Annotated in this window: 21 protein-coding genes and 1 pseudogene; 17 read left to right on the plus strand and 5 right to left on the minus strand. The window is 65.8% G+C overall.

The window, feature by feature from the left end; all coding sequences use genetic code 11:
* Positions 1 to 28 precede the first annotated feature (28 nt).
* Entirely contained in the window at positions 29 to 931 is a 903-nt protein-coding gene (locus OYT95_RS09925) for a LysR family transcriptional regulator (RefSeq protein ID WP_268791344.1), read from the minus strand.
* 224 nt (positions 932 to 1155) lie between these two features.
* Between OYT95_RS09925 and OYT95_RS09930 the strand changes: the two genes are divergently transcribed.
* The 7 genes from OYT95_RS09930 (at position 1156) to OYT95_RS09960 (ending at position 10824) form a co-directional block, all read left to right on the plus strand.
* Entirely contained in the window at positions 1156 to 2493 is a 1338-nt protein-coding gene (locus OYT95_RS09930; RefSeq protein ID WP_255221585.1) for an MFS transporter, read from the plus strand.
* Positions 2490 to 3758 (plus strand): alpha-hydroxy acid oxidase, encoded by a 1269-nt coding sequence (locus OYT95_RS09935; RefSeq protein WP_268791345.1) that lies wholly within the window; start codon positions 2490 to 2492, stop codon positions 3756 to 3758. Before OYT95_RS09930 ends, OYT95_RS09935 begins: the two co-directional genes overlap by 4 nt.
* Positions 3759 to 3850: 92 nt before the next feature.
* Positions 3851 to 4738 carry a helix-turn-helix domain-containing protein gene (locus OYT95_RS09940; protein WP_268791346.1) on the plus strand — a complete coding sequence of 296 codons (888 nt, stop codon included), beginning with the start codon at positions 3851 to 3853 and terminating at the stop codon, positions 4736 to 4738.
* A 120-nt stretch (positions 4739 to 4858) separates the two neighbouring features.
* Positions 4859 to 6322, plus strand: coding sequence for a benzaldehyde dehydrogenase (locus OYT95_RS09945; RefSeq protein ID WP_268791347.1), 1464 nt, complete (start codon positions 4859 to 4861; stop codon positions 6320 to 6322).
* 189 nt (positions 6323 to 6511) lie between these two features.
* Entirely contained in the window at positions 6512 to 8098 is a 1587-nt protein-coding gene (mdlC, locus tag OYT95_RS09950) for a benzoylformate decarboxylase (protein WP_268791348.1), read from the plus strand.
* Between the two features lie 20 nt (positions 8099 to 8118).
* The gene (locus tag OYT95_RS09955; protein ID WP_037235421.1) at positions 8119 to 9480 is read left to right on the plus strand and encodes an FAD-binding oxidoreductase; all 1362 of its coding nucleotides are present in this window, start codon (positions 8119 to 8121) and stop codon (positions 9478 to 9480) included.
* A 3-nt stretch (positions 9481 to 9483) separates the two neighbouring features.
* Positions 9484 to 10824: an amidase family protein gene (locus tag OYT95_RS09960; RefSeq protein ID WP_268791349.1), complete on the plus strand. Its 1341-nt coding sequence runs from the start codon at positions 9484 to 9486 to the stop codon at positions 10822 to 10824.
* Here OYT95_RS09960 and OYT95_RS09965 read toward each other — a convergent pair.
* Positions 10735 to 11109 carry a hypothetical protein gene (locus OYT95_RS09965; RefSeq protein WP_268791350.1) on the minus strand — a complete coding sequence of 125 codons (375 nt, stop codon included), beginning with the start codon at positions 11107 to 11109 and terminating at the stop codon, positions 10735 to 10737. The genes OYT95_RS09960 and OYT95_RS09965 overlap by 90 nt on opposite strands.
* A gap of 337 nt (positions 11110 to 11446) precedes the next feature.
* Positions 11447 to 12487 (minus strand): LacI family DNA-binding transcriptional regulator, encoded by a 1041-nt coding sequence (locus OYT95_RS09970; RefSeq protein WP_037235413.1) that lies wholly within the window; start codon positions 12485 to 12487, stop codon positions 11447 to 11449.
* Positions 12488 to 12737: 250 nt separating this feature from the next.
* On the opposite strand from OYT95_RS09970, the gene OYT95_RS09975 reads away from it, so the two are divergent.
* The 5 genes from OYT95_RS09975 to OYT95_RS09995 all read left to right on the plus strand — a co-directional run bounded on the left by OYT95_RS09975 (position 12738) and on the right by OYT95_RS09995 (position 18286).
* On the plus strand, positions 12738 to 13274 hold the full coding sequence (locus OYT95_RS09975; protein ID WP_268791351.1) for a 2,4'-dihydroxyacetophenone dioxygenase family protein: 537 nt from the start codon (positions 12738 to 12740) through the stop codon (positions 13272 to 13274).
* Positions 13275 to 13404: 130 nt separating this feature from the next.
* Complete coding sequence (locus tag OYT95_RS09980) at positions 13405 to 14409, plus strand: alcohol dehydrogenase catalytic domain-containing protein (protein WP_268791352.1); 1005 nt, start codon at positions 13405 to 13407, stop codon at positions 14407 to 14409.
* 38 nt (positions 14410 to 14447) lie between these two features.
* Positions 14448 to 15809: an MFS transporter gene (locus tag OYT95_RS09985; RefSeq protein WP_005561020.1), complete on the plus strand. Its 1362-nt coding sequence runs from the start codon at positions 14448 to 14450 to the stop codon at positions 15807 to 15809.
* Between the two features lie 75 nt (positions 15810 to 15884).
* Complete coding sequence (locus OYT95_RS09990; protein WP_268791353.1) at positions 15885 to 16676, plus strand: SDR family oxidoreductase; 792 nt, start codon at positions 15885 to 15887, stop codon at positions 16674 to 16676.
* A gap of 1172 nt (positions 16677 to 17848) precedes the next feature.
* Entirely contained in the window at positions 17849 to 18286 is a 438-nt protein-coding gene (locus tag OYT95_RS09995) for a hypothetical protein (RefSeq protein ID WP_268791354.1), read from the plus strand.
* A gap of 683 nt (positions 18287 to 18969) precedes the next feature.
* Here the strand turns inward: OYT95_RS09995 and OYT95_RS10000 are convergent.
* Positions 18970 to 19230, minus strand: coding sequence for a TetR-like C-terminal domain-containing protein (locus OYT95_RS10000; protein WP_268791355.1), 261 nt, complete (start codon positions 19228 to 19230; stop codon positions 18970 to 18972).
* Between OYT95_RS10000 and OYT95_RS10005 the strand changes: the two are divergent.
* From OYT95_RS10005 to OYT95_RS10015, 3 genes and pseudogenes are all read left to right on the plus strand, one after another.
* Positions 19204 to 20163: pseudogene (locus tag OYT95_RS10005) on the plus strand (SLC13 family permease); the annotation flags it as partial. The gene OYT95_RS10000 and the pseudogene OYT95_RS10005 overlap by 27 nt on opposite strands.
* Before the next feature lie 612 nt (positions 20164 to 20775).
* Positions 20776 to 21408 (plus strand): hypothetical protein, encoded by a 633-nt coding sequence (locus OYT95_RS10010; RefSeq protein ID WP_268791356.1) that lies wholly within the window; start codon positions 20776 to 20778, stop codon positions 21406 to 21408.
* Complete coding sequence (locus OYT95_RS10015; protein WP_268791357.1) at positions 21405 to 22610, plus strand: PrsW family intramembrane metalloprotease; 1206 nt, start codon at positions 21405 to 21407, stop codon at positions 22608 to 22610. Before OYT95_RS10010 ends, OYT95_RS10015 begins: the two co-directional genes overlap by 4 nt.
* 285 nt (positions 22611 to 22895) lie before the next feature.
* On the opposite strand, the gene OYT95_RS10020 is transcribed toward OYT95_RS10015, so the two are convergent.
* Positions 22896 to 23894, minus strand: a complete 999-nt coding sequence (locus tag OYT95_RS10020; protein WP_268791358.1) for an oxidoreductase — start codon at positions 23892 to 23894, stop codon at positions 22896 to 22898.
* Between the two features lie 142 nt (positions 23895 to 24036).
* On the opposite strand from OYT95_RS10020, the gene OYT95_RS10025 reads away from it, so the two are divergent.
* A complete protein-coding gene (locus tag OYT95_RS10025; RefSeq protein WP_268791359.1) occupies positions 24037 to 26082 on the plus strand; it encodes an acetate--CoA ligase family protein in 2046 nt (681 codons plus the stop codon).
* 30 nt (positions 26083 to 26112) lie between these two features.
* The gene (locus tag OYT95_RS10030; protein ID WP_328286540.1) at positions 26113 to 26514 is read left to right on the plus strand and encodes a hotdog domain-containing protein; all 402 of its coding nucleotides are present in this window, start codon (positions 26113 to 26115) and stop codon (positions 26512 to 26514) included.
* Positions 26515 to 26547 lie beyond the last annotated feature (33 nt).

The raw sequence follows: 26547 nt of genomic DNA on the forward strand, positions 1-26547 counted from the left end.
GCCGTTGGCGCCGAAAACCTCGGCCCGGTTAGCGCGCTTCGACACCCAGGGCTATCTTCACGGTTCTTCGAAACCATTCGGTACCGGGATCCGGCAGCACCCTCTTGTACGTGTAGAGAGAAATCTCCACGGCTGGAACGGCAAACGGGAGTTCGAACGTTTTCACGTCGGCCATCCGGCAGAACTTGTCCGAGACCGACCGGGGGATGATCGAGAGATGGGGCGTCTTCTCGATCAGCTGCGGAAGCGCCGCGAAATGCGCGATGCGCAACGCGACGTCGCGTGAGTGGCCGAGCAGGGACAACGACCTGTCGACGTCCGTGTGGCCGGCGCTCACATCGACGGCGACGTGGCGCTCGTTCAAGAATTCGTCGAGTGTCGGATCGGTGCCGACCCGCGGATGCGATGCGCTGCAGATTCCGCAATAGCTGTCACGGAGCAGGACGTCGCGTTCGAAGTCGGGGGCGGTGATCCTCGGGGTGCAGATGACGGCGTCGGCTTGCCCTTGCCGGAGTTCGGTCTCGACCACGGCGAAGTCGAGCGGAATGATGTGGACGTCGACCCCCGGAGCAATCTCCGCGATGAGACGGAGCACCGACGGTAGCAGGCTCACTTCGCCGAGGTCGGTGGCGTGGAGTCGGAAGGTGCGGCGCGACGTCGCGGGAACGAACTGGCCCACACCGCTCACCGTGGTGTCGATGACCTCGAACGCCTGACGAAGCCTCGGATACATCGCACTCGCCAGTTCCGTCGGCTGCAGACCTGACGGCGATCGGCTGAAGAGGCTGTCGTTGAACTGTTTCCGCATCCGGCTCAGGGCGTGGCTGACCGACGGCTGGGTGAGCGAGAGGCGTTCGGCAGTTCGTGTGACGCTGCGTGTCTCGTACAGGAGCAGGAACGTCCGCACGAGATTCAGGTCGAAGTCGGTCATGAACTGCAATAGACACCATCGATGGGGGTATGTCAAACATTCATTGGAGCTATTCCACGTGGCCGGATACCGTGACGTGCAGCACAGCGAGGGCCGCCTCCAGGGGATAACCAACCGGCGAATTGTCGGCGCACATCCCCGGGTTCGATGTGGCGCAGCCAGACCCGACGGTCACTCGCCAGTCGCCCGATGAACCCTCACACCATTGCGAGAGAGAAGCCGACATGAGCGATCAATCAGCCACGGGACAACGAGAAGGGTCCGGGACATCGGCGCGCGTCGTGCTTCTGCTGTGCCTGCTGGCCGTCGTGTTCGAGGGCTACGACATGGTGGCCTACGGGACCACCCTGCCCTCGATGCTCGCCGACCCCGCGTGGAACCTGACCCCGGCACGAGCCGGAGTGATCGGAAGCTACGCGCTCGTCGGCATGTTGGTCGGCTCGATCCTCGTCGGCGGGATCGCCGACCGTCTCGGGCGCCGAACGTTGATGATCACGGCCACCGGGTGGTTCTCGGCCTGGATGGGCGTGTGCGCCATCGCCCCCGACGCCACACTGTTCGGAGTGGCACGCTTCTTCGTCGGCGTGGGCGTCGGCGCACTCATTCCACTGGCTGCCGCCATGGCGGTCGAGTTCTCGCCCAAGGGCAAGAGCCACACCTACAGTGCCATCGTGTGGGCCGGCTTCCCCGGGGGCGGCGTTCTGGCGTCCCTGCTCGGACTCGTGGTGGTGGACGCGTTCGGTGTCCGGGCCATGTACTGGATCGGCCTCGTACCGCTCCTGGTGTTCGTGCCGATCATGCTGAAGTTGCTGCCCGAGTCGCCGAGCTTCCTGCTCGCCCGCGGCAGTGTCGACGAAGCGAACCGCATCGCCGACCGCGCCGGAATCGATCGTCCGGAGCCTCCGCGTCCCGGTGAGAAGGTGGGGCCGCGGGCCCTGTTCACCCGGGAGTTGCGGCGCGCGACCCTGCTGTTCGGGCTGCTCAGCGCATGCGGGCTGCTGCTGACCTACGCGCTGAACACGTGGCTTCCCAAGTTGATGCAGTCGTCCGGATTCGGCAGCAGCTCCGCACTGACCTTCCTGTTGGTGCTCAATGCCGGGGCCATCATCGTGCCGCTGTTCGCTTCCCGTCTGTCGGACCGGATCGGCCCGCAAGCTGTCACCGCAGCGTCGCTGGCGAGTGCCGCGGTGGCGATCCTGGTCCTCAGCACGGACGTGTCCTCGTGGTTGTTGTTCGCCCTTGCGTTCGTCGCCGGTGCCGGAACGATCGGCGCTCAGGTCCTGATCTACGGATTCGCCGCCTCGTACTTCCCGGCATCGAGCCGCGCGGCCGGAACGGCGTGGGTTGCCTCCGTCGGCAGGCTCGGCGGCGTGACGGGTCCGACGCTGACCGGTCTGGTGATCGCCAACGGGTCGAATGTCGCACCCGCCTTCTACCTGTTCGCGCTGATCGCCGTCATCGGTGCGATCGCGGCGCTGCTGGTCCCTCGGCAGCGGAAGAATCCTGACGTCGAACATGCGCCAACGGTGCCCGGAATTGCGCGGCAGGACGCAACGACATGACGAAGCTCCCCTCCTGGGCGGGCGTCAAACCCTTCCTTCGTTTCGAACGCCCGAGTCTGGACCGCCGTCGGGCGGCACTCGACAAAGCCTGCACCATAGGGGATCTGCGGACGATCGCCCGCAGGCACGTACCGCGGATGGTGTTCGACTACGTCGACGGCGCAGCAGAGCAGGAGATCGGGCTGGGGCGGGCACGCAGCGCCTTCCGGGACATCGAATTCCAGCCGGGGATCCTGCGCGACGTCTCGTCGACGAACCTGTCGACCACCGTCGGCGGACAGCTCAGCGGGTTGCCGTTCGGAATCGCCCCGACCGGTTTCACCCGGCTCATGAACTCCGAAGGTGAAATCGCCGGTGTCCGCGCCGCCGAGAAGTACGGAATGCCGTTCGTGCTCTCCACGATGGGCACCGCGTCCATCGAGGAAGTCAGGGCCGCGGCGCCGGACGCGCAGCGGTGGTTCCAGCTCTATCTGTGGCGTGATCGCGACAAGTCCATGGCTCTCGTCGACCGCGCCCGGGACGCGGGGTACGGGACTCTCGTCGTCACCGTCGACACCCCGGTCGGTGGCGCCAGACTTCGCGACGTGCGCAACGGGATGACCGTCCCTCCGGCCCTGGGCGCGCGCACATTCGCAGACATCGCGCGCCATCCCAGGTGGTGGGTCGACATCCTCGCCACGGAGCCGCTCAGTTTCGCGTCCCTCGACTCCTATCCGGGTTCGGTCGCCCAGCTCATCAACGAGATGTTCGACCCGACGCTGACCTTCGACGATCTCGACTGGCTGCGCAGGGAATGGGCCGGACGACTCGTCGTCAAAGGTGTGCAAACCGTCGACGACGCCCGCCGATGTGTCGAGCACGGCGCGGACGCCATCGTCCTGTCCAATCACGGGGGCCGGCAACTCGACCGGGCACCGGTGCCCCTTCGTCTGCTGCCACGTGTGAAAGAGGCTCTCGCCGGACCGGACACCGAGATCTACCTCGACACCGGGATCCTCACGGGCGGCGACATCGTGGCCGCGCTCGCGCTCGGGGCGGACTTCACGTTCGTCGGCAGGGCTTATCTGTACGGACTGATGGCCGGCGGCCTGCGCGGAGTCGAACGTGCCATCGAGATCCTGCGCGCCGACATCATGCGGACCCTCCAGTTGATGGGTGTCCGCATGATCAGCGAACTCACACCCGAACACGTACGCCTTCTCGGAACCGCCGGAGGCGACCCGGCGGATTTCGGCACGGTAACCCGAAGCGTCCCGTCCGCGTAGCGTCATACTGTTCGAGCAGAACTGTCATGCAGGCGAAGATGTGGTGTGGTGATGCCGACGTGAATCGAGTGACGGACTCCTGGAGCGAGATCATGTCCACCGAATTCGGTGGACTCGCACCTCGGCTTGCCTCGGACGCCCAGGTCACGGGGACGATGCAGGCGGTCGTGCTCGGCACCGTGGAGGCCTTCACCATCTCGGGGACACCGCAGGTGCTGAGCCGCAGCCCCCGGGCCGCCCGGCGGAATCCGTCCGAGTCGTTGAAGCTCTGCGCGGTGAAGAAGGGTCGCGCGGTCCTGCATCAAGGGGACCGGGAACTCGTCGTCGACCGAGGTCGTGCGGTGATGTACGACGTGGCACTGCCGTACGAACTGTCCTTCACGGACACCTGGTCGTGCTCCGTCGTCACGTTTCCACGCCACTCGTTCGTTCTCACGCCGAACGAGATCCGGGAGTGTCTGGAACGCACCTACGACGTGCGAGCCGGGTCCGGCGCGCTCCTCGAGCACTTCGTCACGACCGCGGTCGCCGAGGGCGCCGACGTGGACCCTTCGGCTGCCACCCTGCTCGGTGACGCCGGCATGAGCCTCGTGTCTGCGGTACTCACCGCGCCGGAGACTCGCTCGGCGCCGCCCTCGTCCGCGGTTCGGGAGCAGATCCTCCGCCATGTTCGCCGCAATCTCGCCGACCCGGGCCTCAGCGTCGGCTCGATCGCATCGGCGCTACACATGTCGCCGCGCACACTGCAGCGCATCTTCGCCGACTACGGCCACACCCTCAGCGCGGTGATCCGCCGGGAACGGCTGGCGAGCGTGCACCGGGACCTCACCAACCCGAATCTGCTCGACCGCACCATCTCGTCTTTGGCGTCGCGGTACGGCTTCTACGACGCGCCAGCCTTCACGCGCGCGTTCCGTGCCGAGTACGGGATGACGCCGTCGGACGCCCGTCACCAGGCGCTCCCCCACACTGTCGCCTGACGGCAACAATCCTGTCGCTCCGGGACAACACGGGCCCCCACGTCCGGGGCACAGTGTGTTCCACATCGCTTCGTTCCCGTGAAGTGATCGACGTTATCGACTCTATGAATGGGAGCTGACATGACTGACCTTCTCGGCGGCGAGACCTGGTCCGGCAAAATCTTCGACGGCAACTGGGTCACCGCTTCGGGCGGCAGCATCAAGGTGACCGAGCCCGCCACCGGCGCGGTACTCGGTGAAATCGGCGCAGCGGACGCGTCCGACATCGACCGCTCCGCCCGCCGCGCGGCGGCCGCTCAGCCGGGCTGGGCTGCCCGCACCGGTCACGCCCGCGCGGACGTATTGCGTAAGGCCGCAATGACACTCGACGCGAACCGTGCCGAGGTCGAACGCTGGCTGATCCGCGAGGGCGGCGCCGTCCCGGGCAAGGCCGCCTTCGAGGTCGACCTGGTTCTCTCCGAGCTGTGGGAAGCATCGGCCCTGCCCACCCAGCCGTGGGGTCACTTGCTGCCCACCAGCCAGGAAGGCCGCGTCAGCATCGGACGCCGTGTTCCGTTGGGTGTCGTCGGCGTCATCAGCCCGTGGAACTTCCCGCTGGTCCTGGCGATGCGAGCGGTCGCACCCGCCCTCGCTCTCGGTAACGCGGTGGTCCTCAAGCCCGACGTGCAGACCGCCATCAGCGGCGGCGTCGTGATCGCTCAACTGTTTGCGGCGGCAGGACTGCCGGAGGGAGTACTGCACGTTCTCGCCGGTGACGCCGAGCCCGGGCAGGCGCTGTCCGAACACCCTGTCGTCTCCTTGATCTCGTTCACCGGCTCGACGTCCGTCGGACGCCAGGTCGGCGCGACCGCGGGACGGACGCTCAAGCGTGTCTCCCTCGAGCTCGGCGGCAACAACGCCCTGATCGTCCTGGACGATGCCGACCTCGATGCCGCGAGTTCGGCCGGCGCCTGGGGCTCCTTCCTCCACCAGGGCCAGGTCTGCATGACGGCCGGCCGGCACATCGTCCTCGAATCGGTGGCCGATCGCTACCTCGAGAAGCTGACGGCGCGCGCCGCCAACCTCCCGGTCGGTGACCCCAACACCGGACAGGTCGCGCTCGGCCCCCTGATCAACGAACACCAGGTCGCCAACGTCGATCGCATCGTCCGGGCAACCCGCGACGCCGGTGCCGAGATTCGCACAGGCGGAACGTTCGAGGGACTCTTCTACCGGCCGACCGTTCTCGCGGGCGTCACCCCGTCGATGCCGGCCTTCCAGGAAGAGATCTTCGGTCCGGTCGCTCCCGTCGTGGTCGTCAAGGACGAGGCGGAAGCCATCGCCGTCGCGAACGACACCGAGTACGGTCTCGTCGCCGCGATTCAGACGGGTTCGGTCGAACGCGGAGAACGGCTGGCCGATCAGCTCCGCACGGGGATGGTCCATATCAACGACCAGACCCTGAACAACGACGCGTATGCCCCGTTCGGCGGTACCGGAGCGTCCGGCAACGGCACGCGATTCGGGACGCAGAGCAGCTGGGACGAATTCACCCAGTGGCAGTGGCGCACCAGCCGCTCTTTGGCCCAACAGTTCCCGTTCTGACACCTGTACACCTCACTGGTCTGCCGGCCGATCGCGACACACCGCGGTCGGCCGGCAGACTGCGTTCGGTCGGATGCATGAATGATATCTATGCCCCTATTGGAAACATTCATTGGAGCTATTGTCCCAGGAGCGTTAGCGTGGACGCGGAGACACAGTCGGTGTCGCCGATCACACGAGGGAGAACCGATGGCAACGGTGAGTGAAGTGACGTACGAACTGTTGCGGGCCCGGGGGCTCACCACCGTGTTCGGCAACCCGGGATCGAACGAACTCCCCTTTCTCTCCGGAATGCCCGACGACTTCCGCTACGTGCTCGGCCTGCACGAAGGTGCCGTCCTGTCGATGGCGGACGGGTACTCGCTGGTTACCGGTGAGGCGACTCTGGTGAATCTGCACGCGGCTTCCGGCTCCGGCAATGCCATGGGCGCGCTGACCAATTCGGTCTACTCACACAGCCCACTCGTCGTCACCGCGGGCCAGCAAGTTCGCTCGACGATCGGGCAGGAGGTCATGCTGTCCAACGTCGACGCAGGCACGCTGATGAAGCCGCTGGTCAAATGGAGCAGCGAGCCCACCTGCGCGGAAGACGTGCCGCGCACGATCAATCAGGCCATCCACACCGCGCTGCTGCCCGCGAAGGGTCCGGTCTACGTGTCGGTTCCCTACGACGACTGGGCCGCGGAGGCTCCCCCGGAATCCGCCGGCCTCCTCGCGCGCGACGTGCACAGTGCCGCGTCCCTGTCCGGTGATCAGATCAGCGATCTGATCGAGACTCTGGAGTCGGCCACGAACCCGGTACTCGTGCTCGGACCGGCGGTCGACGCCGATCGTGCCAACGCCCATGCGGTGCTCCTGGCCGAGAAACTCCGCGCACCCGTGTGGATCGCCCCGTCCCCCTCACGTTGCCCCTTCCCGACGCGCCATCCGGGCTTCCGCGGCGTTCTCCCCGCCGGCGTCGCCGACCTGTCTGAAACCCTGGAGGGGCACGATCTCATCCTCGTCGTCGGCGCGCCCGTGTTCCGCTACCACCAGTACGTTCCGGGCAACTACCTCCCGGGCGGCGCCCGGCTGATCCACGTCACCGACGACGGCGGAGAAGCGGCGCGCGCCCCGATCGGTGAGGCCTACGTTGCCCCGGTTGGCAGCACGCTCGAAATCCTCGCGAACATGGTGAAACCCAGCGACCGCTCCCCTCTTCCCCCGCTCGGGGACTTCGAGGAGGCCGTTTCGGTCGGCGCCGGCCTCGATCCAGCGCAGCTGTTCGCCCTGGTCCGGGCGGGCGCTCCGGACGACGCGATCTACGTGAACGAGTCGACGTCGACGTCCGACGCGTTCTGGTCGCAGATGGATCTCTCGCACCAGGGCAGCTATTACTTCCCCGCATCCGGGGGTTTGGGTTTCGGGCTTCCCGCCGCTGTCGGGGCGCAGCTCGCCTCCCCGGACCGTCAGGTCATCGGCCTGATCGGCGACGGCTCCGCCAACTACGGCATCACCGCTCTGTGGAGCGCTGCACAGTACAAGATCCCGGTGGTCATCGTCATCCTGAACAACGGCACCTACGGTGCGCTGCGCGGTTTTTCGAAGATCCTGAACACCGGCGAGACTCCCGGCCTCGACGTACCGGGAATCGACTTCGTCCACCTCGCCGAAGGATACGGCGTGCACGGCACCGCGGTCGCGACCGCCGAAGACTTCACCACCGCGTTCAAGTCCGCCTTGGCCGCCGACGACCCGACCCTGATCGAAGTGCGCACCAACTTCGACGAATCATGAACGACGACCCAGGATTACGCATGAATCTCATCGAGACACTGAAGGAACTCGTTCCCGCCGACATCGTCGTCACCGACCCCGATACGATGGAAGGCTACCGCCGCGACAGCGCCGACCTGGTGGCCGCAGGCAAGCCGATCGCCGTCCTGCGTCCCCGGACCACCGCCCAGGTGTCGAGCATCATGACGTGGGCAACGCAGACCGACACCGTCGTCGTGCCGCGCGGCGCGGGAACCGGGTTGTCCGGCGGAGCAACCGCTCTCGACAACTGCGTCGTGGTGAGCATGGAACGCATGAACTCGATCCGCGAGTTCGACGCGACGAACCACACCGCGGTGGTCGAGGCGGGAGTCGTCAACGCAGACGTGGGCAGGGCGGTCGCGGACGCCGGGTTGTTCTACCCGCCCGACCCGGGAAGCTTCGAAGTGTCGACGATCGGCGGCAATCTCGCGACTAACGCCGGCGGCATGCGCTGCGTGAAGTACGGGGTCACCCGCAACTCCGTTCTCGGCCTCGAAGTCGTCCTCGCCGACGGACGCGTGCTCCGCACCGGCGGAAAAACCGTCAAGAACGTCGCGGGTCTCGACCTGACCCAGCTCTTCGTCGGCTCCGAGGGCGCCCTCGGAATCATCACCTCGGCGACTCTCCGACTGCGACCCACGCCTGCCGCCACTGCGACGTTCGTGGCGTCTTTCCCAACGCTGGACGCCGGCGGTCGGGCTTTGAACTCCATCTTCGCCGCCGGGGTCACACCGAGCATGCTCGAGATCATGGACAACGCCACGATCAACGCGGTCGAGAACTATCAGCGAATGGATTTGGACCGGGACGCAGCACTTCTCGTGATCGGGCAGGCAGACGGAGCCGATGCGCTCGACCAGGTCGATCGGATGGTTGCGTGCTGCGACGAGGCCGGGGCCGACCTGTCCGTGTCGACGTCGGATCCCGCAGAGTCCGAGATGCTGCTCCAGGCCCGGCGGCTCGCGGGGTGGGCCACGATGGAGCAATTCCCGACCATCATCGAAGACGTCGGTGTTCCGCGAACACGGCTGGCGGAACTCTTGTCCACCATCGCCGACATCTCCGAGGACACCGGGATCCGCATCGCCACCGTCGGTCACGCCGGTGACGGCAACGTCCACCCGATGCTCCTGCTCCCCGACCTCGGTGTGGACGCCCGCAATCGGGCGATGGTCACCGCCGACCGCATCTGCGCTGCAGCGCTCGCCCTCGACGGAACCATCACCGGCGAGCACGGCGTGGGAGAACTCAAGCGCGAGTGGCTCACCCGTCAACTCGACGACGTCTCGCTCGGTGTGCAGGCGAGCATCAAGCGGGCACTCGACCCGAAGATGCTGCTCAATCCCGGCCGTGGGTTCTAGCCGATGACTTTCACGCTCAGTCAATGGCTCGGATTCGAGTCGCACCGGCGACGAATGCTTCTGGGCGACTGCCACCGCGCGGCGGTGGCCGCGAGAGGCTCGCACAACGCCTACATCTCGGTGGTGGACCAGTTGGCTCCACCCGTCGCCGACGGTGAGCTCGAAGGTGTGCCGTTCGCGGTGAAGGACAACATCGATGTAGCCGGCATGCCCACCACAGGTGGGAGCCCGCTGTTCGCACTCGACGTCCCCGATGTCGACGCCGGGGTGGTCAGCGCGTTGCGTGAGGCCGGAGCGGTGGTCGTCGGCAAGACCAATCTGCACGAACTCGCATTCGGGATCACGAGCAACAACGCCACCTACGGCCCGGTTCGGAACCCGCTGGATGTCTCCCGAGTGGCCGGCGGATCGAGCGGAGGCAGCGCTGCGGCGGTGGCGCTGGGAACGGTGCCCTTCAGTCTCGGCACCGACACCGGAGGATCGGTCACCATCCCCTCGGCGTTCTGCGGGATCGCCGGATTCCGTCCCACCACCGGCCGCTACCCGAGCGACGGCGTCGTCAACCTCTCGTCGTCACGAGACACGATCGGTATTCACGCCCGGACCGTCGAGGACGTGCGCCTCGTCGACCGCGTCATCACCAGAACGGGTCCGACGGTCGGTGTGCCGGATCCAGCCGATCTGGTACTGGGAACCGTCCCGAGCCGGTACGACGACATGGAACCCGCGGTCGCCGAGGCGACCCATCTCGCGCTCGACGACCTGCGCGCGAGTGGTGTGACGATCGTGGAATTGTGCATGCCCGACGATCTGACGCTCGCCGCGGAGCCTGGCATCGCATTGGTCTTCTACGAGGCTGAACGCTTGCTCGCGGCGCGGGTGAACAATGTTCGCGGACAACAGGGCCCCGTCGATATCGCGGATCTGATCGACGCGATCGGGTCGCCGGATGTGCGGGCGATCTTCGAGTCCATCGCAGCCACCCGAGTCACCGTCAGGGCATACGAGCACGCCCGCCACAGACGGTGGCAACTTCGGCGTCTGTACGAGGAGACGTTTGCCGCCGCCGGAGTGCACGCGCTGATCGCCCCCACCGTTCACGTTCTCCCGCCCCGCATCGGACAGGACGACACCATCGACGTCAACGGGCGCCCCCAGTCGGTGTTCCCCACGGTCACCCGCAACTCGGCGCCGGGTTCGGTCGCCGGGGTCCCGATGCTGACCGTCCCCGGCCGGTCTACCGCCGAGGGATTGTCAGTGGGCCTCTGCCTCGAGGGCCGCTTCTTCGAGGACCAACAGCTTCTCACCGTCGGAGACCTGATCAGCAGCATCCTTCACCGCTGACGCCGACAAGTGTGTCCCGATCCGGGTGAACACCGCCGGAACGGTGGTGCGGCGACGCACGGCGAGATGATCTGCGATCCGGAATGCGCGACCAACCACGAGATCGAGTCCGCGGGACACGAACAACCGCTGGCCGTGGACACCACTCGCCATGAAGGAGTCGAACGGGTCGTTGAGAATCCACCGGTAGTCCCGGTAGCTCATCGCTGCAGGCGAATCCGCCGACGCACGCGGCAACCGCACCGAAGCGGTAGCTCCCTCGGGAACGGTGCTGATCGCACGCACCACCGACTCCGCACGATCTGGCGGTCGCCGAGAGCGCCCCCACAGCGGAGCATCTCCCCCACCTCGGCGGACGTCGACAATCTCTACGTGCAGGCGGAATCAGGTGTGATTGGAGGTCCCGCTCACGTGTGATGACCGCACCGTCAGTTCGTGGAGGTACCCACGCCCGCATCATTGCTCGCCATAGGTGAACACCCCTCTCCTCTCCCTCCTCCCTCCTGTGAAAGCAGTGTGCTTCCGCCAAGGGTGTGTCAGCCTCCGGGAATGACGGACGGCACGTCAGGGCGGTTACGAACCGAGCCGCCCGATCCTCGAGTATCCCTCGGCCAAACGCGCGTTATACGCGTCGAGCGGTTGTGTCTCGCACCTGAATCCCATACGGCAGTAGCTCTTTGCGTGCGGGGCCCTTGTCGCCGGCGAGACGTTGGAGAAGCATGCGTGCTGCGCGTTGGCCCATCAGATCCCGCGGCACGGTCACGGTGCTCAACTGGAGGGGGCCGGCGCTGGAGAAGCTCATGTCGTCGAACCCGGTCAGGGCCAGGTCTTCCGGCACGCGCTTGCCGATTTCCCGGGAGACGTCGAGAACGCCGAGCGCGATCATGTCGTTACCGCAGACGATGGCGTCTATCTCGGGGTGTTCGGCGAAGAGTGCTCGGGCGCGCAACGCGCCGGCGGCTCGGGTCAACTCTCCCCATACGTCGGGTTCGTTGACCGCGTGCAGACCCGCTTTGGCCAGCGCGTCACGGTATCCGTTCATGCGGTTGACCGACACGCTCGAGGTGTCGGGGCCGCCGAGGATGGCGACTTTGCGGCGCCCGGTGGCGACCACGTGGGAGGCCATTTCGAACGAGGCGGAGTAGTCGTCGATGCCGACCCAGTCGGAGGGTTCGTCTTCGATCTGGCGGTAGAGCTGCACAACGGGAATCTTCTCGTGGCGAAGCTTGTCGAGGAGGGGCTTGTCGGCGGCGACGAGCGAGGTGAAGATCAGGCCGCTGCAGTTCCGGTCGACCTGCGCGAACGCGACGTCCGATTGCCGCGAACCGTCCACGCCGACGTGGGAGACGAACACCTCGTAGCCTTCTTCGGCGGCGGCGGCGACCACTCCCCCGGCGACCTCGGTGTAGAACGGGTTGGCGATGTCCGCCAGGAGCAACCCGATCGCTTTCGTGGTGCCCGAGCGCAGTTCCCGGGCGATCCTGCTGGGTCGAAACCCCATCTCCTCGGCGACGGCGAGGATCCGCTGGCGGCTCTCGTCGCTGACCCCGGGCGCCCCGCTGAGTGCGTAGGAGACCGCGGCAGCAGATACCCCCGCCCTGCGGGCGACATCGCTCATCGTCACTCGCCGGGTGCGGCCACCGTTGGACTTGCTGTCGGTCATGCGCGCCAGCTTACGCGGTTAAGTGATGCCCCCAGGGGCGACGCCGCGCAGCGTCCTGCACAAACATCTCACTGATTCGTTTAAGTTGCACGGAACCCAGTCGCCGACCACTTAAGAATACCGATCGACTACTCGGATTCCATTCATTTAGCCAGCTAGCGGCATTGATGATTCGTTGAAACATCACCGCTTGTGCGCTGAAACACAACGATGTACCGTCGCTTATGCGATTAAGCGAAAGGAGAGCATCGTGAGTTCCACCGTTGGCATGAAGAACGAAGAGGCTGTGCCCTACATGGGTCCGAAGCCGTACGGGATGAGTGACGATCTGATCGTTCCGGGTGCACTGGATCTGGACTGTGACGAGCGGCTGTGGGTTCCGCAGTCCCAGGATGTCGAGTTCCGCCCGCTGGTGTTGTCGGCGAGCCAGGGCTATTTCGTGAACATTCTGCGGGTGCGCCGCTCGGGCATCCTGTCCCGGCACCGGCACGCCGGGGCGGTGCACGCGTTCACCCTGCGGGGCCGCTGGCACTACCTCGAGTACGACTGGTGGGCAGAAGAGGGCACCTACGCGTTCGAGCCGCCCGGTGACATCCACACCCTCGAGGTCCCCGAAGACGTGACCGAGATGGCGACCCTGTTCCACGTGAGCGGTGCGTACATCTACGTCGACGTCGACGGCAACACCGTCGGCATCGAAGACGTCTTCAGCAAGATCGACAAGGCCCGCGCGCACTACGAGAAGATCGGTCTCGGCGCCGACTACGTCGACCGCTTCATCCGCTGACACTGCGGCGGACACCGCCTGACATGGTGCAACCACACCGAGTGCCTCGGCACTCAGGGGCGGTGTCCGCCGGTGCCCCAAACTCTTTCATCCCTGAGCCCGGCAGCGGGCGAAAGTTAGCAGGTTTCCCATGCGAGCTCTGACCAAGAAAAGTGCCACTCCCCACGACGTCCTGGTGCAGGATCTGCCCAAGCCCGAACCTGGCCCGGGGCAGGTGCGGGTACGCACCGAGGCCTGCGGGTTGTGCGGCAGCGACGTGCACGCCTGGCGTCACGACACCGGCTACGAATGGATCCGCCCCCCGGTGGTGCTCGGACACGAGGCGGTGGGATACGTCGAAGCCCTCGGCGAGGGCGTCGACCCGGCCTGGCTCGGCACACGCGTTGTCCCCGTTGCGATCGACGGTTGCGGCGTGTGCGATCTGTGCGAGCGCGGTTTCCGGCAGATCTGCCCCCGGCGCACCGTCCTCGGATTGTCCTTCGACGGCGCCGCCGCCGAATCGTTCGTCGTCCCCGAGGTCCGCCTGGTCGAGGTCGACCGCGGCCTGCCGGCGTCGACGCTGGCGCTGACCGAACCACTGTCGGTCGCCTGCCGCGCGGTCGCGCACATCGAGAACACCACCGACGGACCCACCCGGGTGGTGGTGTCCGGGCCCGGACCGATCGGCACGATGGCCGCCCTCGTCCTGGCCCAACACGGCCACGATGTCGTGCTCTCCGGGGTCGGCAACGATGAGAACGTGCGATTGCCGCTCGCCCGCGCGCTCGGTCTGCGCACCGTGATCGCCGACCGGGACGCGCTGCCTTTCATCCCGACCGCATGGGTTGACGCCTCCGGTTCGACGGCCGCGCTCGATGCCGCCATCGCCGCGGTCCTGCCCGGCAGCCCCATCTCCGTCGTCGGCCTGTTCGCCCGTACCGGACCGGTCGACTTCAACGCCGTCACCCGCAAGGAGATTCGTCTGCAGGGCAGTTACGGATCGACCAAGGTCGACTACCGGGCCGCTGCCGCCGCGATGGCCGCCGACCCGACACCGTGGCCTCAGCTGGTGACCGAAATTTCCCTCACGGATGCGGCTTCGGCGCTCGAACGCGCCGCGGCCGGTCACGACATGAAGGTCGTGCTCGTCCCATGACCACACCGGACCCCACCCCTGTCCCGAAAGGACACGCCATGTCCACACCCGACGTTGCGGCCGAACCCGCCACCCACGCGGCCGGGCGCACCTCGATCGTCAAGGTCGCCTTCGCCAGCATGATCGGCACGGCCGTCGAATGGTATGACTTCTTCCTCTACGGCTCGGCCGCTGCACTGGTCTTCGGGCCCCTGTTCTTCCCCGACAGCGAACCGGCCACCGCCACCCTGCTGGCGTTCGCCACGTTCGCGGTCGGCTTCTTCGCCCGCCCGCTCGGCGGCATCGTCTTCGGCCACTACGGCGACAAACTCGGACGCAAGAAGATGCTGGTCGTCAGCCTGCTCATGATGGGCGCCGCCACCTTCGCCATCGGCCTACTGCCGACCTTCGCGAGCATCGGTATGGCCGCACCGCTGCTGTTGATCGGCTGCCGACTGCTCCAGGGCTTCGCCGTCGGCGGCGAATGGGGCGGCGCGGTCCTGATGGCCGCCGAACACGGGGACAACGACCGCCGAGGATTCTGGACGTCGTGGACCCAGGCCGGAGTGCCACTCGGCAACCTCCTCTCGGCGGTGGTGCTGTGGGTGCTGGCACTGTTCCAGAGCGACGAAGCCTTCGATTCCTGGGGCTGGCGAATTCCCTTCCTGCTCAGCGCCGTTCTCGTCCTCATCGGGTTGTGGATCCGGCTGAGCATCGAAGAATCCCCGGTCTTCGCCGCCAACAAAAAAGCCCTCGAGAACCACAAGGCCGAGCACGCACCGATCATCGAGGTCCTACGCAAATACCCCCGCGAGGTGCTCATCGCGATGGGCCTGCGGTTGGTGGAGAACACCTCGTACTACATCTTCACGGTCGTGGTGATGACCTACATGGTCACCTACCTGGATATGCCCAAGAGCGCCGCCATCGCGGGTGTGCTGATCGCCTCCGTCGCGCAGTTCTTCCTCACCCCGATCATCGGCGCCCTGTCCGACCGGGTCGGGCGGCGACCGCTGTACTTCACCGGCGCACTCGGTGCCGGCATCTGGGGCTTCGTGTTCTTCCCCCTCATCGACACCGGCAACCAAACCGTCATCGCGGCGGCGATCTTCATCGGGCTGATCTTCACCACCCTGATGTACGCGCCGCAGGCGGCGATGTTCTCCGAACTGTTCGGCACCAGCGTCCGCTACAGCGGCGCCTCCCTCGGCTACCAGCTCGCCTCCGTCTTCGCCGGCGGTCTCGCCCCCGTCATCGCGGTCGCACTGCTCGGCACCGTCGAGGAAAAGAACACCATCGCGGTCAGCATCTACCTCGCCGTCCTCGCCGTGATCACCATCATCGCCGTAATAGCCGCCAAGGAAACCGCCCGCACCTCCCTCGAACACGACCGGGTCCTCGACGAGGCCACCCGCAACTGATGAAGCCTCCGGGCCGGTGTGCGGCGCTCACCCCGCACACCGGCCCGGTCACCACCTTTCGAAAGAGCCTCTCCCATGAACACACCCGCCCACACCACGGTTATGGACCTGTTCCGGCTGGACGGCAACGCCGCCCTCGTCACCGGTGCCTCCCGCGGCCTCGGCCGCGCACTGGCCATCGCACTCGCCGAGGCGGGAGCCGACATCCTCGCCGTCGACATCGGCGAACTCGACCAGGTCGCCAAGGAGGTGCGCGCCCGCGGCGTTCACTGCGCCACCCGCACCGCCGACCTCAGCAACCTGACACCCGACACCGCGGCCGAGCTGATCTCCTGGGCCAAAGCCGAGTTCCCGCATCCGACGATCCTGATCAACAACGCCGGCATCATCCGCCGCGGCCCCGCGACCGAAACCACGCCCACGGACTGGTCGGCGGTGCTCGACCTCAACCTCACCACCCCCTTCCTGCTCAGCCAGGCCTTCGCACACTCGGTCCTCGCCGCAGGTGAGGATGCCGCCAGTATCATCAACATCGCCTCGATCAACTCCTTCCAGGGCGGGATGGAGGTTCCGTCCTATGCCGCCTCCAAACACGGAATCCTCGGACTGACAAAGGCGCTGGCAAATGAATGGGCCGCCCAGCGCATCCGCGTCAATGCGATCGCGCCGGGCTACATGGAAACCGAATTCACCGTTGCACACCGGCACGACCCCGCGCGGGCCGAGAACATGCTGCGCCGCATTCCCGCCGGCACCTGGGGCCGACCGGAAGATCTTGCCGGTGCGGCCGTCTTCCTCGCCTCGGCCGCGTCCGCCTACGTCACCGGGACCGCCCTGTCCGTCGACGGTGGATGGCTGTCCCGTTAACACCACAAAGACCATTCGGAGGACATCCCGCGGCATCGACCCTGCAGGAGCATCCTCTGGACCCCGCCGACACGGGAGTTGGTCGCATCGGCTTCGAATCTTCGCAGGAAATGTATGAGCACTTCTCCAGACGGAAGATGAGCGGGAGATAAGCAGGCTGCGCAAACCAGGGCCTCGGGTCACTTGCCAGGGTAGGTTTTCGGCAATCGAACCCTTCCCGCCCGGTCGTCGAATCCTTGACCGAAACATTCGTGGAGCCGACGAGTGCCCGGTCGCGACGTTCCGGATCGGTTATCCCGCAACGGTTCTTCCGATCGCGATCCCATACCTCGAGGAAACACATGCTCTCTTGCACAGCTAAATCCGGGCTCGGTTGCCATGCGGCACTGGGATCGGGGCGCCCAGCTCTTGCGTACCGCCGATCGCGTGCACGTCCGAAACAGCGACGCCGGCTCCGCCGGTGGTAGGTCGTCTCGATCCATTCCACGATCGCCAACAGTAGGTACCTCACGGCCGCTCGCACGGCAGTCGAGGACATTGCGTTGCGGAGACGCGAAGAACGATTCCATCGCCGCATCGTCACCACGTGCCCTCGTCGTCCTCATTGATCCTCGTAAACCAATGCCGGACAACAATTCTACGAAGACCCCAGAACCGCACTCGATGCCGCGAGCGGAATGAACGACGGTGCCGGGTTGCGGAGCGCGACAGCATTTCGCAGCGCCGAACATGCCAGGTCCGCAGTCATCGGGATCGGCGATCGAATTGCCGAGGATCCGGATGGAGTGGCAGCCCTTGATCGCGCAGAGGTAGAGCTCTGCCTGAACTCGACGGCACCACCAGCTCTTCTCCGCGCACCGCTGGGGATTCTCCCAAAAAAAAGTCAATCCGAGCAAAATGGCGATTTGATGCCAGGCGCGGGGCGCGTACCGTACTATATGTGGCTTCTTGGCGCCACTTGTCGCCCGGTGCCACGCCGAACAAACCCGAAGATTGGAGCAGAGATGCGTGTCTTGCGTGCGTTTGTAGGAGCAGTCGCTTGGGTCTTCCTGGTTCTGGCGTTATCTTTTCACGCGCCCCTGCCGACTGCTCAGGCCGAGTGTATGAGATTGCCGTACTTCACGCAGTCCGGATATGCCAACTTCGATTTCCCCCCGCGAATCGTCACGCTGATGAACGACAACGCGATCGCGGTCGAAGGCATCGCGCCGTTCGAGGCCAAGCCCGCGAAGACCGGTCTCTATCTGCCGATCGGCTCGCAAACCAACCATATCGACGCGTGCATGGGCGTGTTCTATCCCGGCGGGCCGAGGTTCATCGGCAAGACTGGGAATTCTGTTGTGGTTGAAGATATCTGGCTGAGGATGGACGGCGCCTACGGGACCGTGAAGGTCAACGGGGTCGCCCAGGGCGAGAGGATTGTCGCCACCTACAATGTCGGTGAGATGATGCCGACGGTCATGACGCCGCACGGTGGCGGGATCGGCCCGACGTATTGGCCGTTCCGCTTCTCCCCGTATTTCGCGCAGGCCCTCAACGAGGCTGCAGGTGCGAACGTCTTCATGGCTGGTGAGGTGTTCGCCAACCTCGACGCCGTCGGGAAGTTCTGAAGAACCCAAGTCCATTCGAGTGTGCCCCCGATCGAGTTCGATGACGAGATTCCCGCGGGCTCCCAGTTCGCCTCGGCCACTGCGGTTCCCGGTGCCGGGTCAACCTCGGCTGATCGGCGCCGACGGTCACCCGGGTGACCGAGAACGGTAGTCCCTCCGGCACCGGCGGTCGATCTCCTCGCGCCCCGTCGGCAAGCTCGCCGCGTACAGGGTGCCGCCTCGTCCGGGTGGAATACCGCGAAAGCGATGGGCAGCACGTGGGATCGCGTCCGTGACTTGCTCAGCAACCAGTGCCGTTCAACGTCCTCGGCTCACCGACCGGGTCCAGGTGAACCTACGGCTCTACATGGTCGTAGTGACTCGGATGCGCCGCCATCAACCCACGCACGCGCGCTCTGCTGCGGTCGGGGTCCCCCTCCACCTCAGATCTATGCACCAGAACGCGTGGAGTGCGTGAAGTCCAGGCGATCGAGGCTGCGCGGTCAATCCCGACATCTGGGAATGCGTGGCGTCCCGAACGACATGAGCTGGGGAACCGACACAATAAAAGTGGAACCTACATATCCACCGACACTGTAGGTTCGCGGCTCACATGTCACTTCTCCGAGCTTTCGAACTGCGGATTCTCGAATTCGTGTCGGTACGTGATTCTCCCGAATTTGCCAGAATCCTCAGCCCGGTCGCTATCCGGTAAGGGGATCCTCGGGTTCGTGCGATGATCGCAACTCCATGCTGTAGAGGGCGATGGTGTGGTCGATACAGCGGGTGATGAAGGCACTCTCGAGAGGTTGGTCGCCGACCAGTAGCCGGAAATACAAGGGGGCGGAAAGGGTTTCGAGAACCTCACGGGGGTCCACGTCTTCGGGCAGTTCGCCGCGTTCGATGGCTTTGCGGATGACGTGGGCGGTCCGTTCGAACTCCTGATGGGCATGATGGTCATTCACGGGGCGCAGGCCGGCGGCTTCTCGCCGATCAGCATCTACGGCGTCACCGTCAACAACATCGCGTCGAAGGCCGGCCTCGTCAGCAGCCCCCTGGCCCTGTTCCTCGGCAGCCTGTTCTTCAATGCGGCGATCGGAGTATTGCTGTTCGTCTTCCTCGGCGGCCGTGACCTCCTCGGACGAAGCGTGCACGACGAACACCACCACGACGACGGCACCGTCGGCGGAGCGAGCGCCGCACCCACACGCCTGCGAGGGCACGGGGCAACCACAACCACCGCACCGACCCAGACCGTCACCGCGGAGAACAGCCCCGCATTGGCCACCGCCGTCCGCGCCATCACCTTCGATCAGATACTCACACTCATCGGCCTCGGCGCCCTCGCGCTCTTCGCGCTCGTCCTCGACCTCGACGTCGGATTCATCTCGATGACCGTCGCAGTCGTGCTCGCCCTCGCCTCCCCGAAGGCCCAGAAGGGTGCGATCGCGCAAATCAGCTGGTCGACGGTACTGCTGATCGGCGGTGTGCTCACGTTCGTCGGCGTGCTGCAGGAGGCCGGAACCGTCGAATACGTCGGCGACGCAGTCGCGAGCCTCGGACTGCCGCTGCTCGTCGCACTACTGCTCTGCTACATCGGCGCCATCGTCTCGGCGTTCGCCTCGTCCACAGCGATCCTCGGTGCCACCATCCCCCTCGCCGTCCCGTTCCTGCTGTCCGGCAACATCGGCGCCGTCGGGGTGATCGTCGCACTGAGCGTCTCCTCGACCATCGTCGACGTCAGCCCCTTCTCGACCAATGGCGCCCTTGTACTCGCCAACGCACAAGACGTCGACCGCGACCGCTTCTACAAACAGATCCTCAAATACAGCGCACTCGTCACACTCGTCGGACCGCTCGTGGCCTGGGGAATCTTCGTGCTACCCGGATGGCTCTGACCCATCCCCTGGGGCGGCCCTCGACCACGGGGGCCGCCCACACGTCGGGGCCGTAACCCTGTCATCGCGCCGTGACGGTCGATCGCCGATCGATACGGCGCAACCCGACGAGAGACAGCCGCGATTTCCGCCGACACCGTGCCAACACAATTGCACTGCAACGTGGTTGGACGAGGCGTGTTCCTTCGAGAGCACCCCAAGCGGACGAGGTTCATGGCGAGCGGTGGCCCGATCAGTCGTGCAGATCGCGCCTCCACCGGCACGCCGAACTCGCAGCCACACCCTGGAGTCGCTACCCCGCCAGCCGGTGACTGCGTTACTGGTATCTCAAAGGTGCTCGTTCGCAGAGAGATTCACCCTGTGAAATTCCGTTGAGCATGCGCTCCGCCCATCGTTCCAAGACCTCAGACGGTTAGCCGGCAGAGATCGTGCAGACAACAGGTTGGAAGTTGTCGTTCGCCGAGTCGGCCTGCACGGTCCCACTGCACAGCGCTCGATGAAACTGCCTATACGACACCTGGTAAAAGCAGGGTGACCTGCCGAGCCATGGACCGAGCGGTACCATCCGAATGTCCTGAACGCCTAGAGACATCCGACCACCCAGGGGAGCCCGTGACACAAACCCATGCCGGAGCCCACCGGAAGCGGGTACCGGCCGAGCACCGGGTGCTCGGTATCGATCGACGAACACTGCCGCCCGCACTCTTCGTCATCGCGGTCTTCTTACTCTTGACCGTCGTCGTGCCGCGGATCGACGCGTCCATCGACTGGGACGACCCGATACGCGCCGGCGAACAGCTCGCGCTTACAGACACCATCGCCTTCACCCCGGCCACAGGATGGGACATCGAGACCGGTTTCCGCGTCGGTCAAGGGGAATCGGGCCGAAAGGCCGGCGATGCAACCATCGCGGGAGACGGGATCACCTTCCAGGTCTCGCCCGACTCCTTCGACGGCACCCCGGACCAACTGCTGGACCAGGTCGAGAAAGTCACCTCCCGCACCACCGACCCGACGTTCCGCGTCGAGGGCAACCGGAGCACCCTCACCACGACGACCGGACAGACCGGCGTCGTCCAGCCCTACAGCAGCCTCGCCGTCGACGGTCTGGTCGCAGCCTTCGTCTTCGACGGCACCGGCCTGAAGATCACGGCATACGGTCCGCCCACCCAGATGACCGCGGCCGCCGAGAACATCCGGGCCATGATCGCCAGCATCCACACCGTCGACGGGAACAACGCATGAGCGACACCGACACGGCGACCGACTCGTCGAGCACCGCGGCCCAACGACGCCAACGCGAGGCGTTGGAGGTCTCCGGGTGGGGCGAGCGCTTCGAGTTCGTCCAACCCCATAACCTCTCCTTCTGGGTCTACCTGGCGCTCACTGCGGTTGGGTTGTTCCAGGCCTGGGCGTACTTCGCACCAGAGGCCGGGTTCTACGCCGACGGATTCGCGATATCGGCCGTGCTCTGCGGATTGTGCGGACTCGCCTGGTTCGCCTGGTTCCGTCACATCGACCGGTGGGAGCGCCAACCCGGCCGACTCGTCGCGGCCGCACTTCTGTGGGGTGCCATCCCCGCAACGTTCGCCTTCGCCATGACCGTCAACTCAGCGATGCTCAGCATCTACCCGAAGCTCTTCGGCCAGGAGTGGAGCGCGAACTGGGCCGCTGGCGCTACGGCACCGATCACCGAGGAGGCCGCAAAGCTGTGCGGCTTCATCCTGCTGATGGGCCTCGCCCCGCGACTGATCCGCACCGCCAACGACGGCCTCATCGTCGGCGCATTCATCGGACTCGGATTCGCGATCTTCGAGGACTTCCTCTACGCCGCCAACTCCACTGCCCGGACGTTCGGAACAGACCCGGTCGGTAACGCCGTGCAGATGTCCGTGACCCGGATCGGCGTCAGCTTCATCTCTCACCCGCTCTTCAGCGCGTTGGTCTGCGCCGGCGCCCTCTACCTCATCGGGACCAAGGCGCAGCCCCGGAGAATCGGGCTCGGGTCGGCTTTCGTGGCGGCTGGGATGTTCCTGCACTTCACGTGGGACGATGCAGCTGGACTCGGAGGTGGAAACCCGCTCGTCCTCATCGGCGTCATGTTCGGTTCGATCGTCATCGGATTCACGATGCTGACGATCGCCTTCCGGCGGGCCGCGCCACGGGAGCATCAATTCGTCCGCGACATCCTCGCCCCCGAGGTCGAGGCAGGGGCCCTCACTGCAGCCGAGGTCGACGGCGTTCTGGGCAAGAAAGCGCGTAAGGCTTTCCTGAAATCGGCCCCTGACAGGCGGTCCCGCCGGGCACGCAAGCACCTACGCCGCGCGATCCTCGACCTCGCACACGATGTCGCCCGCGACAAGGGCTCCGACTCCGAGGCGGTCCGGCACTCCCGCGCGGAGGTCGAGCGACTGCGCGCCAAGGCCGACCTCGGTCGCGGAGTCTGAAGCCAGCGGGAATGCCTCGCCGAGAGTTGAGACGGCGCGTCGCCTAAGGCGTGCCGCCTCCCGCCTTGCACCCGTTGCCCGGCATCGACGCCCTCGTCACCCTCGGCGCCCACCCGGACCCCGGACCGTCGGTCGATCGGAATAACACGGCACCAGGTCCGAAACCGACTAGCTCATGTTCCATTTGACGCCCCGGTTCCGGGATCGGTCAGCGAACTACTTCTACCGGCCGCCGCACGGGCAGCACATCCATCCTCCCGTCCGCGTCGTGTGATACCCAGGTTGCTAGTCGAGGTGCACCAGTGTGCGCCCCTGCGTTTCCCCGTCGAGGATGTTGCCAAGCGCGCCCGACAGCTCGTTCAAGGTGATCTCCGAGGTACCGAGGGCGTCGAGGTTGCCCGGGCGCAGGTCCGTGCCGAGTTGCTGCCACACGGTCCGGCGCAGTCCGATCGGGCACTGAACGGAGTCGATTCCGATCAGGCTGACTCCACGCAAGATGAAGGGAAAGACCGTGGTCGGAAGCTTCACCCCGCCGGTGTTTCCCGACGCGGCGACGCTGGCGTCATACTTGAGGCTGCTCAGAACGTAGGCCAAGGTGTTACCACCGACGCAGTCGATCGCCCCGGCCCACCGTTCGCGCTGCAGTGGCTTGTCGACCGCCGACGTCTCGGCGCGGGTAAGTACCTCCGTGGCGCCGAGTTTGGTCAGCCACGCCGCTCCGTCCTCCTTGCCCGTCGAGGCCGCGACCTCGTAGCCCTTTGCGGCGAGAATGTTCACCGCGACGCTACCGACGCCGCCGGTGGCACCGGTGACGAGGACCGGTCCGTTGCCGGGCTGCAGACCCTGCACTTCGAGCGCGCGGACACTGAGCGCTGCAGTGAAGCCGGCGGTTCCCAAGCTCATCGCCTGGCGTGCCGTGAGGTCTTCGGGTAGGGGCACGACCCAGTCCGACGGTACGCGGGCGAACTGACTGTAACCACCACTGTGCGCCACGCCGAGGTCGTATCCGTGCACGATGACCTCGGTACCGATGTCGAGGCCCGACGATCCTGGATCCACCACCGTCCCGGCAAGATCGATTCCGGGAATCAACGTGTCGAGGCGCGCGACCTTGCCGTTCGCCGAACTGGCGAGGCCGTCCTTGTAGTTCACGCTCGACCAGGCGACTCGGATGACCACGTCACCCGCCCCGAGGTCGTCGAGGCGCACGTCGCGAACCTCTCTGGTGGTGTGACCGTCGGCGTGATGAACGACGAATGCACGGAATGAGTCGGTAACTGCCATGAGATCTCCTGTAGGTCTGGGGATTACTGGCAGTCTCGCAGCGGCCGACGGGTTCGGGAATCGACAGATCGTCCGGGGCTTCGCGCATCTGGGAACACATTGTCAGTGGTGCAGCTCACCTGTCAGCTCGCACAGTGATCCCATGCTTCTGGACAGACTTTTGCGGCCCCAATCGATCGCGGTAGTGGGCGCCTCCCCTCGCTCGTTCATCGGCAGCGTCGCATTGCGGAACTGCCTCGAACTGGGATACACCGGGTCCCTCATTCCCGTGGCGCAGAACCACAGTGAGGTCGCGGGACTTCCAGGTGTGCCGTCGCTGAGTGCGATAGACAAGACTCCCGACCTCGCGGTCGTGCAGGTTCGCACCGACCGGATCCTGCCGATCGTCCAGGAAGGCCTCGAGGCCGGCGTCCGCGGATTCGTCATCCCGGGAGCCGGCTACACCGACTCCGGCGCCGATGCCCTCGCCGTCTCCGACGGTTTGGCTGCGCTGCGTCGCGAGTACGAATTCGAGGTGGTGGGTCCCAACTGCATGGGCGTTCTCGACCTCGTCACCCGGGCGGCACCCTACGTCGGAACGGTCACCTCGGACGTTCGCCGTGGCACCGTCGCGGTAGTGGCACAAAGTGGCGCGATCATCGAAGCATTCGTCAACGCCGGCGGCCGGGTGCCGTTGTCCACCGCGGTGTCGTCGGGCAGTGAGGCAGTGACCGGGTTGGCCGACTACCTCGACTTCTTCACCGAAGACGCCCATACGGCATCCGTCCTCGCGTTCATCGAAACACTCACCGATGCCACGCGAACCCTTACCGCCGCCCGTCGGCTGAGTGAGGCAGGCAAAACCCTCGCCGTCTGCATCGTCGGGCATTCGGACACCGCAACCGAAGGGGTGACTGCGCACTCGGGAAAGCTGGCGGCAGGGGCTCGGCTCACGACCGCGGCGTTCCGTCAGGCCGGCGCGTTGATCGCCGACGACCTCGACGAACTCATGGCCTTCGGTGAGCTTCTCGGGGCCGGCCGCGGTCGTCCCCGGGGACGACGCACCCACGTGGTGACGAACTCCGGGGGCGAAGGCAATCTCATCGCCGACATCGCGGATTCGGTAGGACTGCAGTTGCCGCTGATGAGCTCGGCCGCAGTGAAAGCGCTGCGGGAGCGGTGGCCATTTCTCGGTGTCCGCAACCCACTCGACCCCTGGGGCGCTGACGACTACACGAACATCTACCCCACCGCGATCCACCATGCAGCGCAGGAACCCGGTGACATCCTCCTGGTCGCGATGGACCAACACCGCGCGTCCGGCCCGCATGAACGTGAGCTCGGGCTCGCTCTGGCTCAGTACCTGCACGACACCGACTCCGCGCAGGGAAAGTTTCCGGTACTGCTGAGCCCGGTCAGCGACGAGATCGATCCGGTGTTGGTCGAGTACTGCCGCAAGGCGGCGATTCCGCTGATGCGGGGGGCGCGCCCGGGACTGTCCGCGTTGGCGAAACTGGCAACCGGAGTCCAGGATGTCGCGGAGAGCACCTGGCAGCGTCCTCTCGTCGTCCCCGACCTGCCGCCGGGCGGGACGGTCACCGAAGACCAGGCCCTCGGCATTCTCGCGTCGATGGGTGTGACGACTCCACGCCGGCTTCACGCCGACAACCCCACTGAGGCCGCCACCGCCGCCCGCGCCTTGTCCACCCCGATCGTCCTGAAGGGAATCGCCCCGAACATCACCCATAAGACGGAGCGCGGTTTGGTCGCGATCAGCCCGGTCGATGTCGAGCAGGCCGCAGCCGAGATGATCGCAAAGAATCCCGACTTGAACCTCAATTTCCTGGTCGTCGAACAGATTCGGGGTGAACTCGAGGTGATCGTCGGGTACAAGCGTGACCGTGTCTTCGGGCCCACGATCGTCGTAGGCGTCGGCGGGGTGTGGACGGAGTTCCACAACGACGCCGCCGTGCACGTCGGCCCCGTTGACGAGAAGGCGGCGGCCCGTCTCCTCGACGAGTCGACCGTCGGCAACATGATGGACGCCGCACGCGGGGGCGCGCTGTACCGGCCCGGTGTCCTGACTGCGCTCCGCGCGGTCAGCGACCTCGCCCTCGCGCACCCGACCATCCTCAGTATCGACATCAACCCCCTCATCGTCGGCCGCGATCATGCGACCGCCGTCGACGCCGTCATCGAACGCGCGTAGGCGCATTCACCGAGAAAGGAAAGACTCACCATGAGCAAGAACAAGGAAATCACCTCGACACTGCGGGTGCGCATCGGACAGGAGGAGGCGCATTACGGCGGTAACCTCGTCGAGGGTGCGCGGATGCTGAAGTTGTTCGGAGACATCATCACCGAGATCGCAGTGATCACCGACGGAGACGAAGGCCTTTTCGTCGGATACTCCTCGGTCGAGTTCCTCGCCCCGGTCTACGCCGGGGACTTCATCGAAGCCACCGGGCGTGTGGTGAGGATCGGAAACACCAGCCGCACCGTGGAGTTCGAGGCCCGGAAGATCATCGCATCGCGGTACGATCTGGCTCCCAGCGCCGCCGACGTACTCGACGAGCCGGTCGTCGTGGTCCGAGCAACGGGGACCACGGTGATCCCGAAGGAACATTCACGGGCCCGGTAATCGACACGCCGGGCGGCGTCGGCGTGTCCTGTC

It is taken from the genome of Rhodococcus sp. JS3073, from assembly GCF_026810085.1.
Classification (GTDB): domain Bacteria; phylum Actinomycetota; class Actinomycetes; order Mycobacteriales; family Mycobacteriaceae; genus Rhodococcus_F; species Rhodococcus_F wratislaviensis.